The following is a 17,059-nucleotide window of genomic DNA, read 5'->3' as shown; positions in this document are numbered from 1 at the left end:
TGTTGTATTGAACACTAGCCGTTTACTATTAAAAAGAGATGGACACGATTTTTTTATAACCTGGCAGTTTTCTTGACATTGATACTTTCGTCATCAATAGTCCGTTCACCGATTTGCTGCCGCCACATAGAATGATACAAACCTTTCTTCGCTATCAGCTCTTCATGAGGACCAGATTCTACTATCATACCTTTTTCTAGCACGAATATTTTATCTGCATGCATGACAGTACTTAGACGGTGTGCGATAAGGATGGTGATGTGTTTACGCGCGTCTGATATTTCACGTATAGTCTTGGTTATTTCACGCTCTGTAATAGAATCCAGGGAGGAAGTGGCCTCGTCAAAAATTAGTATTTCCGGCCTTCTTAGCAAGGCCCTTGCAATGGACAAGCGTTGTTTTTCACCTCCTGAAAGTTTCATGCCGCCTTCACCTATCTTGTTATCCAGTGGATGTGCATATCTGTCGAGTATTGTATGGCAGGCAGCTTTGTCAAGGGCTTCTAAACAGGCTTCATCCGAAGCTCCCGGAGCGGCAAACAGCAAGTTATCCCTTACGGTACCTGAAAATAATTGAATATCCTGACTTACCATGCCAATCTTTTTTCTGAATTCATCGAAGTGAATCTCTGATCCTTTTGCATGGTTGTATAATATCGTTCCACTGCCTGGTTGGTACAAGCCAATCAATAGTTTGACCATAGTGGTTTTTCCCGCACCTGAAGGCCCTACAAATGCAATTGTTTCTCCTGACTTCACCCGGAATGACACATTATCCAACGCAGCGTAATGACCCGATTTATGGCTGAAGCAAACCTTTTGGAATTCCAGTTGCTCCAGCTCACCAACGGTGACATGCTTGTCCTGCTTCGGCTCTGGAGGCGTATTCAGGATAGCTTGAAAATCGGCCAGCGATACCTGTACCTCTCGCCAGCAAACGATAACATTGGCGAGTTCTGTAAGCGGATTAAATAATGTGAAAGAAAATAAAAGGAAGGTAAAATATTTTCCCGCAGTTATTTCCTTATCGAAAATCATAATCAACATAATCATTACCATAAAGCTTCTGACCAGGTTAACAGTTGTACCTTGGATAAAGCTCATGCTTCTGAGGTATCGTACCTTGCGTAATTCAAGTTTTAGAATTTCTTTATTGGTATTATTCAATCGGGTTATCTCCTGGCTGGATAAGCCCAGTCCTTTTACCAACTCAATATTTCGTAATGACTCCGTTGCCGAACCAGCGAGATGCTTTACATTATTAATGATCAACCGTTGTACCCGCTTTATCTGAAAGCTGATCATCCAGCTAACGGCAGCAATCAATGGTAGTGCAACCAAATATATCAGTGTAACTTTTAAACTTATGGAAAAGGAATAGAATGTAACAAAAACCAGTCCTACTATGGCGATGAACGCCGTATTCATGAAGGAGGTGATAAATTTCTCCGTATCAGTTTTTACCTTTTGTAATATCCCTAATGTTTCTCCACTCCTGCGATCTTCAAAATCTCGGAAAGGCATCTCCAGTACGTGTTTCAACCCATCTGCATACATGCTGGCACTTGTCTTTTGTACGATCATACTGGTAATATAATCTTGCAGATTTTTTGCAATCCTGCTTACCATTGCTACGCCTATCCCTACTCCCAACCAGAATACCAACAACGAGATATAGTCGCTTCTTTTCATCACTTCATGCCTTTCAATTAATTGGTCTACAATTTTTCCGGTGATAATTGGTTCTATTAACATGAAGATCTGGTAAGTTGCGGCTAACATCAATGCCAATAAAGCTTTCCATTTATACGGGGCCAGGTACTTTAATAGTGTTTTCATGGGTTAATTTGGGTCTAAAAAAATGGCATAGTCGTTCTCTCTAAGATACCCAAATTTTGTAAATCAATGGCTAGAAAAATGCTTAGAATTAAACAAAATACTTTTTTTTAAAAAAATTTAAATGTTATTTTAGAGCATAGCAACTTCAGATGTAACCCGTGAACCCGACAATTTAAAACCCGAAATCACCTATATAATTTATGTATATCTATCTGACTTTTGATGATGGAATACAGCCTGGAACCGGAGATGTATTGCATGTGCTGAAAGAAGCCGGTATTCCGGCCACTTTTTTTTTAACTGGCATTCATACACAGTATCAATTTCAAAAAGATGAGCGCTGCTGCCTGAACATGCTTCATGATATTTACAAGAACCATGTTATAGGAAATCATAGCTATTCACACGCGAATGAATACTACAGTACTTACTACAGCAAAGGTCTTTTAATAGATAATGATGGCAACAGGAGAAGTATCACCGAGGATTTCGAGCAAAATGAAAAATTTTTACTCGGATTACTCTCACGCATATACGGTGACCAGGTTATGCAGAGAGGACTAAGAAGCGAGCAACAGGAGCTATTCCTGGCAAGGCTGCCTGGCAGGAATGTCTGGTATCATGCTCCAGAAACAGCACTCCATGGATGGGAAGGCGCTGCCATCGACAGAGCTGATGCATGGCAAGCGGCTACTGCCTTGTACAATAAAGGGAATAAAGTTTATGGCTGGCACAGCTCCTGGGAAATGCAATTTGATTTTTCCGCGCAAACAAGGCAGTACCATCAGCAGGCGATCATGGATGGAACCATGGATTATACTGCGCTGTGTAAAACAAATCCCAACTGGGATATGTATGCAACCGAAAATATCGGCAATGACCGTCTGCTATGGGATGCAGCCACTATGCTCGATAAAATCTCTCAACATCAGAATAAGGATAAAATGATATTACTTATGCACGACAGAGCTTTTCGGACTACAAAATTACCACAGCATTTCACAGACATAAATAGCAACCCCGCGGCAAAGGCCCTGCAGCAACTAATATGTCAACTAAAAGAACAGCAAGTTATTTTTGATACGCTGGATCATTACTAACTCACCACTATAAACTAATTCCGCTAATCCCATACATTTTTAAACCCTCAAAAACACATGTTTTGAATATCCAAATTACGCCGGCCCTGAAAGGCTTTAAATATGCAGTCACCACGGAGAATGTCGTATCTTTTTCTTTTGAATATTTTGCTATCTGCACTGGCGGACGCCAGCTATATGGTACGGTAAAAGGCAATACCCCCACCTACAATGAATGGACGGAAGTACCGCTGGGAGAGCCAGTCATGCATATAGGCATCAGCGATTTGCAGATTCAAAAACCTGAAGATACAACAGGAATTATCTCATTACGGGACAACGACCCACATCATATTGCTTATCCAATAGCCTTTCAGAAAATTATATCGCAGCTGGGATATGAAAATATTCATCTTGTTGACAATACGATTATAGTACACGCAGATAAGCTCCAGATCAGGCCAGAACAACTATTATCAGGACTAAGCTGGAATAAATATGAAAACGCTACCAGTAACCGCTATGAATGGACTTTTATAGAAGGGAATACCAAGTACGGGCTTATTATTCCGCGTACAGGTCTTTCACCGGAGTTTAGTGTGATCATCCCATTCCGGAATAGTATCCCATTACTCCATAAAGCAGTTAAGAGTGTATTAAAACAAACCTGGCAATCCTTTGAAATCATTCTTATCAATGATCATTCGGATGATGCAGATCTCTCCTTACTCAACAAAATCCTTGCCTATCCTGGTATTAAGCTGATCGACAATATATCCAATGTGGGTCAGTCAGTATCGATGAACATAGGCTTGCAGCATGCTTCCGGTAAATACATTTTTCAGCTTGATGCGGATGACTGGATCACAGAAGATGCCCTTGAAGTTGTATTTCAGTTTAATGAACAACAAGAATTTTCAGCCATCTATGGCAATCCATATATTGTAATGGATGAAAACATCGTTGTAAAAGACGGAGATGTTGTTAGCAATCCGGTAGATTTCTTTTCTTATGGTGGTATACAAGCACCAAGAATATATAAGACCACTGCGTTGAAAGCCGCTGGCGGATGGGCGGTAGACGATCCATATACCGGCAGGTATTATGAAGATCGCCTTATGCTTAGCAAAATTGCGGAAAAACATCCGGTGGGATTTTTAAATAAACAAATTTATTATGTATCTGTACATGGGAAATCACTCTCCCGCATAAGGCCCTTAGAAACCGCATCAGCAAAGCTTTCTATCCTGGTAAACGAAGCGAATAAAAGGAAAATGTATGTCCAGAAACAATTATCACCCTACAATATCTTAAAGGCAGCATTATTACCAAGACCTGTCACAGCCACCACTAAAAGCTGGAGTGTCATTATTCCTTTTTCCAGAAGCAAACAACATCTGCAACTTGCCCTACAATCATGGCAGGAAGCCATTGCAAAAAGTGAAACGCCTACCGAAGTGATTTGTGTCAATGATCATCCGGAAGAAAACCTGGACGAACTGCTGCACATATTCCCTTTTTTACGGATTTTCAATACGGGCGGTAATAAAGGGCCGGCATATACCCGAAATCTCGGTATCAGCAGCAGTCAGCATGATCTACTGTTTTTTTCTGATGAAGACCATATCGTACCACCAGATGTGCTGGCGCAACATGATACCTTGCATTGCCAGGATTCGCAACGTATAGTGGTGGGCAATGTTTGGGGACGCCGTGTAGCTTATAACCTGCACCCCGATCTGGAGCCGAATGTAAAGCATACTATATTACGTACACTTTGGTACCGCCAGGAATTTGAACAAGCAGCAACTGCTATCGCCGGTGGAAAAGATTATATGCTGTTAAATTCAACCGAAAATATCTTTGCATCTTGCTTTGATTATAGTTTCTCTGATCAATGGAAACGTGAATGGGGCGAGATCTACTGTAAACATGATTTTGAGCTGAAAGACTTCCATCACTCCTGGATACAATGTGCAACTGGGAATATGTCTATATCCAGAGAAAATATTATAAAAATTGGCTGTTTTAATGAATCGTTATCTTCTATGGAAGACTGGGAGTTTGGGATACGTGCACAGAAAGCTGGATATTCGATTATGGCTGCACCCTATGCGGAACCGTTCCATATCATTCATCCAAAAAACCCCAACCAGCGCAGCATGGATAACCATCATGCCACGCAGTATATCAAGTCAGTACATCCAGGTGTCATTGAAGCACTGGAGGGTTCTGTCTATCTCAAAAATATTGTGCCGTTAGCTTTTCCTAACAGTGCCCCAACTGCGGCTCCTCCAGTTACCAAAGCCGCATTGGCGCCACAAAATATTTATGCACTCACCTTCGATGACGGCCCTCATGAATATAGTACTCATGTACTGCTCGACCGGCTACAAGCACTTTCACTGAAAGGAACTTTCTTCGTTTTAGGAGCGAGGAGCTTGCGCAATAGTGCCTTATTGCAGCGCATTCTTCAGGAAGGACATGAGCTGGGAATACATAACTGGCACCATCGGGCATTGGACCAATACAGTTATGGTGAAATGCTGCGGGATATTCTTAAGAGCCGGGAGGTATTACAGCAGCTAACTGGAACCGCCATTCATCTGTTTCGCCCTCCTTATGGCCGCATTTCTTCACAGCTGGTAAATGCACTTCGGGAAAACCAGATCTTTACGGCAGGGTGGAATACCAATGCTATGGACTGGGCAAAAGGAGTAACAGCGCATCAAATTATTACCAATGTTGCCGTTGGTGGCATGTGCAATAAAGTATTGCTGTTCCATGATGGCACAGGCGAGCCTGATAGCCAATATAAAGCCTTGCAATGGTTACAGCAGGCGGCGCAAAATGGTCCATTACAATCCGTAACGCTAAGTGAATATTTCCAGATGAATGGATTACAAGAATTGCTTTCCGGGTTAAAATTTATTTAAAACGGTCATTTATATCAATGCCTTTTTTATACTCAATTCTAAAAGAGACATTTCACTTTCAGTAGCTTCCAATGGCCTGATATGCTCATAGAGAGAAATGGTGCGATTGGAGGCTACTCTTACATTATTGGTTACATTAGGGCTACGTGCATGAATCAGAAAAGGGTGCATCCATAATACATCTCCGGCATTTCCGGTGGCTTCCTCTACCGGAAAATCTGTAGAAGATTCTGCTACATCGCATAGGTCGCGGTAGGAAATACCTGCATCTCCTCTTTCATGAAGTATCCTTGCAATATGTTTATGAGAGCCTATTCTCAATGCAGTACCACCACCACCAGGCAGTATATCTGACAACATTTCCATTCCTGCCAGTCCTTGTTCTGGTGAGCTGAGATGATGTTGAAATTTTATACCGTCTACATGCCAGCCTTTAAGTGGCGGTTGCCATTGTTCGCCGGCGGGTCTTGGAAAACGCAGTGGCACCCAGCCAAAACTATCTCTGTTGGTATACCATTTACCTTCTCCTAACAGGTCATCTATTGCCTGTACATATCTTGTTGTAAAAAGATCGGATATGGGCCCGGATGTAAGGAGGTCTTGTATTTCCACTGCTGGGCGCGTCCAGGTGCTACGATCATGCTGATCTTCAGGTATAATATTCCATACTTCGTTTGCCAGCGCCGTAGCGGTAGTTTTTTCGAAGGCATTCCTGATGATAACATAACCCTTTTCAATAAAACACTTTACATCTTCTTCAGAAAGGACTTTCATTGGCTTGTTGTATACTGTGTTCATATTTAAGTTCTTTATTACCATTCAATAATTTCACCAGTAGTGTCCAGGAATTTCCCGGTATCTTCCAGGGTAAGTTTCTCTACCAGCTGTTTTATTTGCGCGGCGCCTGCAATAGTGGTTGTTGGAGCCTGTGGCCCACCTAGTCGGGTTTGCAGCCATCCAGGGTGGATCGCCGTCACTAAAATGCGTATTGGCTTCAACTCTATCGCGAGATTTTTTGCAATCATATTAGCAGCAGCCTTTGTGGCTCTGTAGATATATTTTCCACCGGTTACATTTTCAGTGATGCTTCCCATTTGACTGGAGATACAAATCACTTTGCTATCTGTTGCCAGTTGCAGGCTTTCGAGTAGCGCAGTAGTTACTTTCAGCCAGGCAAAAGCATTTGTATGCATGGCCCTTTCCCAGACCTGGTAAGTGATATCAGCAAGTTTGCTTTCTTTTATTACCCAGGCAGCATTATTGATTAACAGCTCTATTGGTTGTCCTTTTAATGATGCCGCTATATCAGTCAGCTGATTACTATCGGTAACATCCAAAGGGTATACATCAATTCCGGGATATGTTGATTTCAGTGCTGTTACCTGCAAAGGATCTCTGCAGGTAGCAATGACATGCCATCCTGCAGAGAAATATACCTCTATAAAGGCGTGGCCCAAACCTTGACCAGCGCCTGTAATAAATACTGTAGACATCTGATTATGCATTTACACTCCCAGGATTAATACACATCAGGCTGCGCCTCTTTACGACTGAATTTCTTCAATTTAACGACCTTATTAAAGAGGAATTTGCGGTAAGGTTTCATAAACAAACTTCTGTACGCAATAGGATATCCCCAGTCTTTTAAAGAAGCATCCCAGAATTCGGTGATAAGCACACATGGTTCACAGGCATGTGTATAGTGCCACCAGTGAGAAGGAATAAACAGAATCTCTCCTGCTTTCAATTCAATTTCATAAGGTGTTGCATTTTTGAAGCGCGGGAATTTGCTGAGGTCAATATTTTCAATTCCTTGTTCAAAAGGCATTTGGCTACAGAATACAGATTCTCTTTCATCAAACCAGGACAGAGGTTCTTCCATAAAGGTTTTAGGGTACAGGTATTTGGTATCCTTTGGATCATAAAGTATGAATCGTTTGCTACCGGTTATCTGCTGTGCAATTGCATGACGGCCGTTATGCCAGTGCATACCTCTGAAGAAGCTGATAAACATAGCGATACGGCGACGTTCGCGCCACAACCATGGCAGATGATCCAATCTATCAGAGTCTTTCAGGAAGTCAGGTGTCTGATAAATATTATAGAGTTCTGGTAAAAAATCGAGTGCAAGCTGACAGATAGAAAAACGTTGATTTTCTGTTTTATCTACACTACGACATAAAGATAAAGCCTTTGCAAGCTCCATTTTTTTGATCAGAAACTCATCTTCGATGGTAGGGCCATTTCCACCCCAGTCATAAACATTGATCTTTTTTTCACCAAGATTGCCGGAGAGATAGTCGAAATTCCATTTAAACTGTTCCAGCTCCTCGTTTACACCTGTTATCAGTACGGGTTTTCCGAGATCCAGGTACTTTTTCCTGAACTCCTCCTGGGTAGGACGGTGAATCCTGTCAATTGTCGGCTGTTTCATATCAGTGTTTTAAGTAAGAGAGAATAAATTTTTTAAATCTTGTTTTTATTTAAATCAGTAATGCAGATAGTGTAGCTTCCAATTCAGGACGAATCAAATATTCCGGCCATGGACGGGAATTACCTGTGTGCCAGAACAAACAGTTTTTACCCGCATGTTGTCCTGCATCCTGCATCATATAGCTAAATGCTTTTCGGGTATAAACGGGGTCGAGTTGCAATGCTTTTACTTCATCGAGGCTTTCTATTTGCAGTGGCTCCGTAATTTCTCCAAAAGCCTCTTTGAAAGCACAATGAAATTGTGGTGCATCAATGGGCATATTGTGATCAGTAGTATTTCCCCACTCAACGTTTGCAAGCTTTGCAGCTTCGTTTGCTTTATTAAAAAAGTGGTCGTCGGGCGCATCTTCATGAGCTAGTCCTACGATCACTAATTTCGATTTTATTCCCAGCAGCGAAAGTCCTGCCGCCATGCCAGCAGCGGTAGAAAAAGAAGCGCCGGCTACATAAATTTTTTCCAGTTCTTCTATTCCGTTACTTTTTATTTGCATCCACATTTCTTTTACTGCCGATGCTTGTGCGAGGGCAGCCTGAATATCGCCACCGCCAAAGCCTACAAACTGAGGCCGCCGGCCTTCACTGGTAAGCCGGGTCATCTCCCTTGTTACAGTAGGAGATTTGCTGTGTAACAACGTGCCTGCTGGTACCGGAATAATTTCTGTACCAGCAGCGGCTATAATTTCCAGGTTGAAACGACAGGTATAACTTACAACCTGTGGTTTAAGAATAGCACTTACCCGCAGACCATATTTCTTTGCGAAAAGACTAGCAGCAGCAACTGCGTTGGAGCCAACGCGGGCAGCCATCAGCAGAGTATCTGCACCATTTTCCAGGGCATGTGTAAACTGCCGGTTAAGGTTACGTACCTTACAGCCGCCAAATTCAGGCGTAAGCATATCATCACGCTTGACGAACAACTTCCCCAAACCCAGCATTGATGCCGTTTGCGGCAACTCTTCCATTGGCGACTCCTGGTTGAACAAACTAATATGCTTCATGAATACAGGTGCTGGTTTACTTCTTTTTAAAGAGATACAATTGAAAAGCTGCATGTCCAGAAGTGGTTAACATACTACGGTTAAGGGCAGTATATCCTTGTAACTCCATCCAGGCGCTGGTTAGCAGTATAGGCGTATGCCCCAGTACTATCATCAGGCCATTTGTTTTTAAGGTGCGGGATGCAGACAGAAATAGTTCCTTTGCCACGTCTGACGTAACAACATCCAGGTTCAGGTGCCTGCAGATCACGATATCCGCAGTATTATCCATACATGCCGGCGCTGAACTATCTCCTAAATGCACTTCATCGACTTTTCCCTTTGCTATTTCCACCATGGCAGGATTAATATCCTGGCCTACTGTTTTTATTCCAGGAGCTATTGTTTTGAGGTAAGCCAGGAAGGCACCGGTGGAGCAGGCTGGATCATAAACCGTCATCCCTGCCTGGAGCGATCCGTTTAGTAATGTATTCATGGCCTCACGAACTACCTGTTCATCACCATCCAACGTGGAAGGATTACCGGCACAATTCTCCCAATACTCCATTGGCTGGGCGGTTTCACCACCATTTACCAATCTTCGCAAAGGATAAGAAAGTTCATCCAGTGGCGACATATTACTGAAAACAGCGGCTATTTCTGCTGGCTGCATAATTTTATATTTCACCTCATACCCCTCCTGCAACATTTCGATACTGTGTAACGCACCTTTTATCATATGAGGTTCCACCAGGCAACATTTACGTAGTTGCTCACTTTCCATGTTTATCCTTGCAGGAGATTTCTGTCCAACCAAACTAATATCTCCTGTATTGATCAGGAAGATATCGAATGGCTTTTCAGAAAAGCCTACTACCAGGCGCTGTATAGCAGTGTGCTCGTTTACTGTAGTTTCATTTATTTCTTTCATGGTAGTGCTGTTTTCTCTGTTATGTCAATTAAATTGCTGAGTGTTGCTGCAAGTGATACGACATTGGGCATGGCAAACAATGCATGGTGTTCACCTTTTATGTAGCTTATTTCCAATGATGGTAATTGTTCTGACGACCATCCATTATTCACTCCAAGATCGGCATCCAGCTCCGGTGGCCGATCTTCAGCTTTCAGCAAGGTTACATTACCTGCATATGTATACATCGGTGATGCAATCGCCAGTAATTCATTTCTACGGATTTCTCTTTCCAGATCTCTTTGCATGTTTTCGTCCAGTACTACAGCAGGTCTGTTTTTAATAATGTTGTTCAGCAGGTCTACTCTGCCGGAAAGATTATAACTATCGATCAGTATTACATTATCAGGTATTGTTCCATGGTCAGACATAATTCTTGCGACTTCCAATGCTACTACTCCTCCAAATGACCAGCCTGCCAGTATTACAGCGCCATCATCTGTGTGAAGTCTTATCCATTCAGTATATAAGGCAGCCATTTCTTTCAGGGAAGAGAATCCTTCACGTTTATGAAAACGAGGATCATCTATCACAATAATTTTGCGACCAGGCATTAATGCGGGCAATTGGCCATAGGCGAGGGAGATACCTTCTACCGGATGTATTAACACCAGTGGGATTCCATCACCATCTCCGATGGTATGAATAAACTTATCGCCGCCACTGTTATCTTCAGAAAGGATGGCCTCTGCGAGCGCTGCTGGCGTACCATATTTAAACAATAAAGAAACCGGCACTTTTGCAGTATTTCCGAGTCGCTGTTGCAGCAGCATACAGAACCTCATCGCTGACAATGAATGTCCTCCGGCAGCAAAGAAATTCTGTTGTCTGTTAGCAGGAGGTGTTTTGAGAATTTCTGTCCATACCTCCCACACTATTTTCTCCCGGGGTGATAAATCCAATATTTCCTCGGAAGATAAATTACGCTGCTGCGGCATAGCTGCCAATAGCTTTTGCGTGTCAATTTTCCCATTGGCATTCAATGGAAAACTATCGGTAATGAATATACGATTAGGGCATGCCCATGCTGGCAAATGTTCTGATTGCCATGTTTTCAATTGTGCCAGTACAGCTTGTTCGTCCATATCCAATCCGTTGATCAATCTCACAAATGCTACCAGCGACATTTCCTCTTCCTTATCATCGCTCGCCATGGCTATGGCTTGCAGCACCAGTGGATGAGCTGCCAGTTGGTTTTCTACAACTGTCAACTCAACTCTGTAGCCGCGTATTTTTACCTGCCTGTCTTTGCGTCCGGCAAATTGTATTTTACCATCTTTACGCAAGATCCCCAGGTCGCCGGTACAGTACATTCTGGAGCCTGGATTACCGTAAGGGTCAGGTATAAATGAAGTGGCTGTTTTTACTGGGTCCTGGTAATACCCTTCGGCCAAAGGAACACCACCGATATATATCATCCCTGCAACCCCTGGGGTAACGGGGCGCAGGCCTTCATCGAGTAAGTAAACGCGACAGCCTTTCATTGGAGTGCCCAACGGCACTTTTGTTTCTTTAAGGTCTTCTACTGTACATAAGTGATCCAGCACGCTTACACTTGCTTCCGTTGGGCCATAGCCTTGCCATATGTTTGCAGCCGGCATTTTCGCCATCAGCCTTCCTACATAGGATGGATGTACTACTTCACCACCTGTGATCAGCAGTTTAATACCAGCATAAACATCATCACCGGCGGCCGTCAGTAATATTTCTCCGAAACTTGGAACAAGATGCAGGCTATCTATATCGTGCGTAGCGATGATCTCAGATATATTTACGGCATCCTTCATATCGGCATCATCCGCCAGGATCAATGTACCTCCCTGTTGCAGGGTAAATAAAATCTCCCATAGGCCAATATCAAAGCCCGGAGCGGCATTTGCCAGCATCCTTGGCGCAGGGATGTTATAGCTCTCTATGGTTGAGGTCACCCTGTTTGCCAGTCCTTGTACTGTCAGCAACACACGTTTAGGCATTCCCGTTGTACCAGACGTTAATAATATCGCGGCAATAGGTTGCATGGAACGTACGGGCGTTACTGTTATATTGTTGTTCTGGTAAATATCAATTTCCCATGACTGCCCTGCAAACTGAGCGCGGGCAACTTGTGCTGGCGTATAAGCCAATAAAGGATCTCCTGTATTTTGTAAAACGCCCGCGACCACCTCATCTGGCATAGCAGGGTTAATGATAACGGGTATCAACCCTGCTTCCCAGGCAGCTAATACCGTTACCACAAAAGCAATAGACCTTTCCGCGCAGATGGCTACTTTACCATCCTTTGCTTTGTTTGTTAGCTGGCTGGCAGTATTTAATACGGCAGTATGGAGCTGCGCCCAGGTCAGCTGTGAGGTTTTAGCAATCACCGCGGCCTCGCCACTTTTAGTTGATGCATGCCGCAAAACATCAGTTGTCAGCGCTGCACTATCCATAGCTATATTATCAAACGCTGCGTCCTGATTTGCCAGCGATGCATTTAGAGAGGGCAATATCAATGATGCGATCCTCCCTTCCGCATTATCTACTAATGCATCCATCAGGTAGAAGAAATCTTTTTCAAATAAATCAATCTCCTCTTTGCTGAAATGCCTGCTATCATAGTTGAAGTGGAATTCCATCGGAGGGCCGGGCAATACGATCAATCCAATAGGATATTCCGTTTTCTCATTGCAAAACCTATCTTTTACTTCAATATTCCCCACAGTACTACCGGGCAGGTGTTCATCCGGATAATTCTCAAAAGCTATTAGGTTATCAAATAATCTTTTGTCATTATTGGTTCGTCCTTCCCATTCACTCAGTATGGCGGCCAATGGTAAAAACGAGTGGTTATTGGCGCTGGCAAAACTTTCCTGGGTATGAAGTAAAAGTTCTGACAACTTTATTCTTGGAGAAAGATCGGTACGTAGTGGTATGGTATTGATAAACAATCCAACAATATGTTCTGCGTCTGCCAACAATGGTGGTCGTCCGGATACTGCGATACCGTGTATTACATCTTGCTTACCGGTACGAAGGCCAAGCAGCAAAGCCCAGGCAGCCTGTACATAGGCATTAACGGTAATGCCTGTATGTGCTGCTGCTTTTTTTAGCTGGTCAAGTTTTTGATCAGCTATAGTAATGCGGTCTGTTTCGAAATCACCTTCCAGATGAGCCGGATGCGGGGAGAATAAAGTTGCTTCTCCAAAACCTTTCAGGTTATTCCGCCAAAACTCACGGTCTTTTTCTTCTGCCGGATGTTGTTTAAGCCAGGCAATGTAATCGTGGTATTCCCTGGTGAAAGATTTCACAACAGGTTTACCATTCAGGTATGTTTCATAGAAGCGGAATACATCTCCCCATATTAATGCGAGGCACCAACCGTCGAGTAAAATATGATGGTGCGTCCATATTAACAGGTAGGTATCCTCACTCACCCGTGCCAGCATCAGGCGGAAAAGCCCGGCATCATCCATGTTGAACAGTTGTCTTCTATCTGTCGCTAAATATTCCTGCAATTTTGTTTCTACGGCGGCAGGCGTAGTGGCAATATCACGCCAGTCTTGTATTTCCAGCTGTCGCACTGGTTTATGACTTACATACTGCAGGGGCTCTTTAAGTCCTTCCCAAAGGAATCCTGAGCGGAGAATTTCATATTTCTCTACGGTATCGTTCCAGGCATTCGCAAGCCAGGTAGTGTTTACAGGTCCTTTTAGTTCTATGACGTTCTGGTTCAGATAAGCATCTGACTCAGGCCAGTAAACAGCACGGAGCAACAGGCCTTCCTGTATAGGTGATAGCGGATAAAGGTCTTCAGCTACAGGCAGAAAATCGCTGATACTTTTCATCTGTTGTACCCCTATGCCGGTAACAGGGAAATCGCTGGCATAGCGCAAGGCTGCATGTTCATCGAGGAATGCATTTAAGGTACTATCCTGGGATAACTGAGCAATTACTTTTTCCGGCCATGTCCCTAATTGCTGATCAAAGCGCCACTCCAGGGTCGTATGCCCTATTACCAATAACAGTTCATTTTCGGCGGCCGAGATATCTGCGGTAATGGCAGCTTCCAGGTCTATAGCGGTGCTTAGTACTTCATTATCGAATTTTTCACCTGCCACGACTATACGAAAACGTACGGCTGCATCATATTCTCTGGACTGTAACCTCCCTGCTCTTGCAGCAGCCAGGTTGGTTGCTATCTGTTGGGTATCCAGCAACATTTCTTTGGAAACAGTATAGGAGAAACTTGCTGCCAGCCTGCCAAATAATTTCTTCAGGCTAAATCCATGGCTGTTAATATAGGAGCGGCTTTCAGGCAGTAGTAGCTGAACGGCTCCTGCTGCTGAGGCAGTAGCAATAGCGTTGGCAGCAAATGCCATGAATGCCTCTATCCTACGCTCTCTTCTTAAAGTATTTCCATCGTTTAAGTGCAATTGCTCCATAGAAGATCTCGCACGGCCCATACGTTGCGCAGGAAGGATATTTACAGCAGGGATAGCAACAGCTGCAGAAGTTTGCCAGTCGCATAAGTCCTGCTGTTCCATAAACCATGGCTTCTCAGGATGATGAAGCAGCAGGTAAGGTAAATGCTGCAGGCTATATTTATCTGCGTTAATCGGGTTCAATGCCATTACCAGTACTGTTTCCTGATTGTTCCGGCAAAAGGCCGCTGCCACTGTGATGGCAGGATCAATTGTGATAGCATCGGTGAGCTGTTGGGCGATGGCAGTATAATCGACGCCTCCTTGCAATAGCTTCAGGGAGCTTTTATCCCGTGGCTTGTCTGACAGCAGGCGACTCAGGTGCAGCAATCCTTTTTCAATAGTAGGTACAACGTCATCGGTTATACGAAGTGCATACATTGGAGTCATGATAGCTCTTGCGGCAGGATTGGCTGCGGCTATTGCTGTAATCAGCGGTGAAGCGACATTTCTCTTCTCCGTCACTTCTGCTGCATTTGCAGCCAGTGCACTTAAAACTGGATAGTCGAAAATATCTTTCACTTCTATACTGAGTTCATTCTTTCTGGCTGCAATGACTACCCGAATTGCTAATATGCTATCTCCACCCAGTGAAAAGAAATTAGCGTGTCTGTTCTGCACATCAGTTTTTAGTAATTCGCTCCAAATAGCAGCCAATACCATTTCTTTCTTCGTTTGAAGCGGCTCGGCAGTAGTGGTATCCATGCTGCTAAAATCAGGTTTGGGCAAGGCCTTGCGGTCTAGTTTACCATTTCCTGTCAATGGGAATGCTGGTACCGTAAGTATTGCAGCTGGCAACATATAGGATGGCAATGTCGCCTTCAGGAAAGCCTGCAATCCAGTGATGTCAATGGTTTCATCACTTTTAGGCACCAGGTAGGCTAAGAGTTGTTGTGTATTGTTAACACCTGATGCTGCTAATACAATAGCATTAGCCACACCAGGGTAGCTACATATCTGGCTTTCGATCTCTCCTGTTTCTATTCTGAATCCTCTTATTTTCACCTGGTGATCTGATCTTCCCAAAAACGCTACTGCGCCATCTTCCTGCCAACGGGCGAGGTCACCGGTTTTATACATGCGGCTGCCCGGTATATTGGAGAATGGATCTGGAATAAACTTTTCGGCAGTAAGTGAAGGACGATACAGGTAACCATCGCCAACAGCTACGCCGCCAATATAAAGATTGCCGATAGTATTAATAGGAACGGGATTCAGCGATTCGTCCAGGATGTGGATCTGGACATTTTGTATGGGCTTACCAATAGGCACATAGGTGTATTGATCTGCAGGATCAAAGGCCCAGGCAGTAACGTCAATCGCTGCCTCCGTAGGTCCATAGAGGTTATACACAGGCACCTGCAGTATAGTATGGCAAGCCAATGCGGTCCTTTTACCCAATTCCTCGCCACTGCATACTATTGCGCGCAATGATGCTTTGCATGCTGTCACCTGTTCATATTCGAGGAATGCAGCGAGCATAGTGGGTATAAAATGTATGATGCTGATTTTTTCTCTGGTGATCAGATTTATCAGTGCCGCAGGATCTCCACGGTGGCCTTCCGGTGCAATTACAACAGCAGCACCGGTGAGCAGGGGTAAGAACTGTTCCCAAACAGAAACGTCAAAGCTAAAAGCTGTTTTATGACAAATAATATCCGCAGGCGTCACCGACAAATAGCGGGCTTTCCATTGTAACCTGTTTACAATAGACCTATGATTATTAAGTGTGGCTTTGGGTTTTCCGGTAGAACCACTTGTATAAATAATATAGGCTACATCTGTAACAACTCTGGTGATATCCTTTACAAACGTATAGGTTGTGTCAGGAACCAATACATCTACATTACAAAGGGTAACCGGCATGTCAGCAGCAAGGAGCTGGGGCACACTATCGTTGATCAGTAACAATTTAACCCTGCTATCCGTCACCTGAAATTTAAGTCTGTCCAACGGCTGACTTGGATCAAGTGGTAAGAAGATGGCGCCGCATCGCATGATTGCCAGTACTAACATCAACCTTTCCGCGCAAGGAGGAATGGCTACAGCTACCACATCATGCCGGCCTACCCCACGTTGTTGCAAGGCGGCGGCATAACGCATCGTTTGCTGCATAAAATCATGCCTGCTAATGCGGTTATCTTCATAAATACAAGCTATTGCTTCCTGGTCAAGAGCTTCATCAAAAATCAGATCATCTAACAGTTGATTACTGTTAAAAGGGTGGTCGGTATCATTGAATGAATTTATTTCATTTAATTCTTCCGGACTTAACCCAAGGAGGCCTAACAAATTATCAATCACGG

At 43.7% G+C, this 17,059-nt stretch carries 9 protein-coding genes; 2 read left to right on the top strand and 7 right to left on the bottom strand.

The genetic code is table 11. The features are described from left to right. Positions 1-53 precede the first annotated feature (53 nt). Entirely contained in the window at positions 54-1,838 is a 1,785-nt protein-coding gene (locus ACE38W_RS01810; RefSeq protein ID WP_375828513.1) for an ABC transporter ATP-binding protein, read from the bottom strand. A 200-nt stretch (positions 1,839-2,038) separates the two neighbouring features. Here ACE38W_RS01810 and ACE38W_RS01805 point away from each other — a divergent pair, with 200 nt between their 5' ends. Continuing rightward, positions 2,039-2,938: a polysaccharide deacetylase family protein gene (locus tag ACE38W_RS01805; RefSeq protein ID WP_375828512.1), complete on the top strand. Its 900-nt coding sequence runs from the start codon at positions 2,039-2,041 to the stop codon at positions 2,936-2,938. A gap of 62 nt (positions 2,939-3,000) precedes the next feature. Further along, positions 3,001-5,853 (top strand): glycosyltransferase, encoded by a 2,853-nt coding sequence (locus ACE38W_RS01800; protein ID WP_375828511.1) that lies wholly within the window; start codon positions 3,001-3,003, stop codon positions 5,851-5,853. Between the two features lie 9 nt (positions 5,854-5,862). Here the strand turns inward: ACE38W_RS01800 and ACE38W_RS01795 are convergent, their stop codons facing one another. The 6 genes from ACE38W_RS01795 to ACE38W_RS01770 are packed head-to-tail and all read right to left on the bottom strand — an operon-like array spanning position 5,863 to position 17,057. Beyond that, positions 5,863-6,651, bottom strand: coding sequence for a phytanoyl-CoA dioxygenase family protein (locus tag ACE38W_RS01795; RefSeq protein WP_375828510.1), 789 nt, complete (start codon positions 6,649-6,651; stop codon positions 5,863-5,865). 14 nt (positions 6,652-6,665) lie between these two features. Beyond that, the gene (locus tag ACE38W_RS01790; RefSeq protein ID WP_375828509.1) at positions 6,666-7,346 is read right to left on the bottom strand and encodes an SDR family oxidoreductase; all 681 of its coding nucleotides are present in this window, start codon (positions 7,344-7,346) and stop codon (positions 6,666-6,668) included. Between the two features lie 26 nt (positions 7,347-7,372). Next, complete coding sequence (locus tag ACE38W_RS01785; protein ID WP_375828508.1) at positions 7,373-8,287, bottom strand: cupin-like domain-containing protein; 915 nt, start codon at positions 8,285-8,287, stop codon at positions 7,373-7,375. A gap of 49 nt (positions 8,288-8,336) precedes the next feature. Next, on the bottom strand, positions 8,337-9,344 hold the full coding sequence (locus ACE38W_RS01780; protein ID WP_375828507.1) for a pyridoxal-phosphate dependent enzyme: 1,008 nt from the start codon (positions 9,342-9,344) through the stop codon (positions 8,337-8,339). Positions 9,345-9,360: 16 nt separating this feature from the next. Further along, a complete protein-coding gene (locus tag ACE38W_RS01775; RefSeq protein ID WP_375828506.1) occupies positions 9,361-10,254 on the bottom strand; it encodes a class I SAM-dependent methyltransferase in 894 nt (297 codons plus the stop codon). Next, positions 10,251-17,057, bottom strand: a complete 6,807-nt coding sequence (locus ACE38W_RS01770; protein WP_375828505.1) for an amino acid adenylation domain-containing protein — start codon at positions 17,055-17,057, stop codon at positions 10,251-10,253. Before ACE38W_RS01770 ends, ACE38W_RS01775 begins: the two co-directional genes overlap by 4 nt. Between the last annotated feature and the right edge of the window lie 2 nt (positions 17,058-17,059).

The sequence above is a fragment of the Chitinophaga sp. Hz27 genome, assembly GCF_042263525.1.
In the GTDB taxonomy this organism is placed as follows: Bacteria; Bacteroidota; Bacteroidia; order Chitinophagales; family Chitinophagaceae; genus Chitinophaga.
The sequence above is the reverse complement of the archived record's forward strand: the minus strand, read 5'-3'. Positions and strand labels throughout refer to the sequence as shown.

Coding starts and splice junctions, on each gene's coding strand:
- ACE38W_RS01790 (WP_375828509.1), bottom strand. CDS start 7,346: ATGTCTACAGTATTTATTACAGGCGCTGGTCAAGGTTTGGGCCACGCC.
- ACE38W_RS01785 (WP_375828508.1), bottom strand. CDS start 8,287: ATGAAACAGCCGACAATTGACAGGATTCACCGTCCTACCCAGGAGGAG.
- ACE38W_RS01775 (WP_375828506.1), bottom strand. CDS start 10,254: ATGAAAGAAATAAATGAAACTACAGTAAACGAGCACACTGCTATACAG.
- ACE38W_RS01780 (WP_375828507.1), bottom strand. CDS start 9,344: ATGAAGCATATTAGTTTGTTCAACCAGGAGTCGCCAATGGAAGAGTTG.
- ACE38W_RS01805 (WP_375828512.1), top strand. CDS start 2,039: ATGTATATCTATCTGACTTTTGATGATGGAATACAGCCTGGAACCGGA.
- ACE38W_RS01810 (WP_375828513.1), bottom strand. CDS start 1,838: ATGAAAACACTATTAAAGTACCTGGCCCCGTATAAATGGAAAGCTTTA.
- ACE38W_RS01795 (WP_375828510.1), bottom strand. CDS start 6,651: ATGAACACAGTATACAACAAGCCAATGAAAGTCCTTTCTGAAGAAGAT.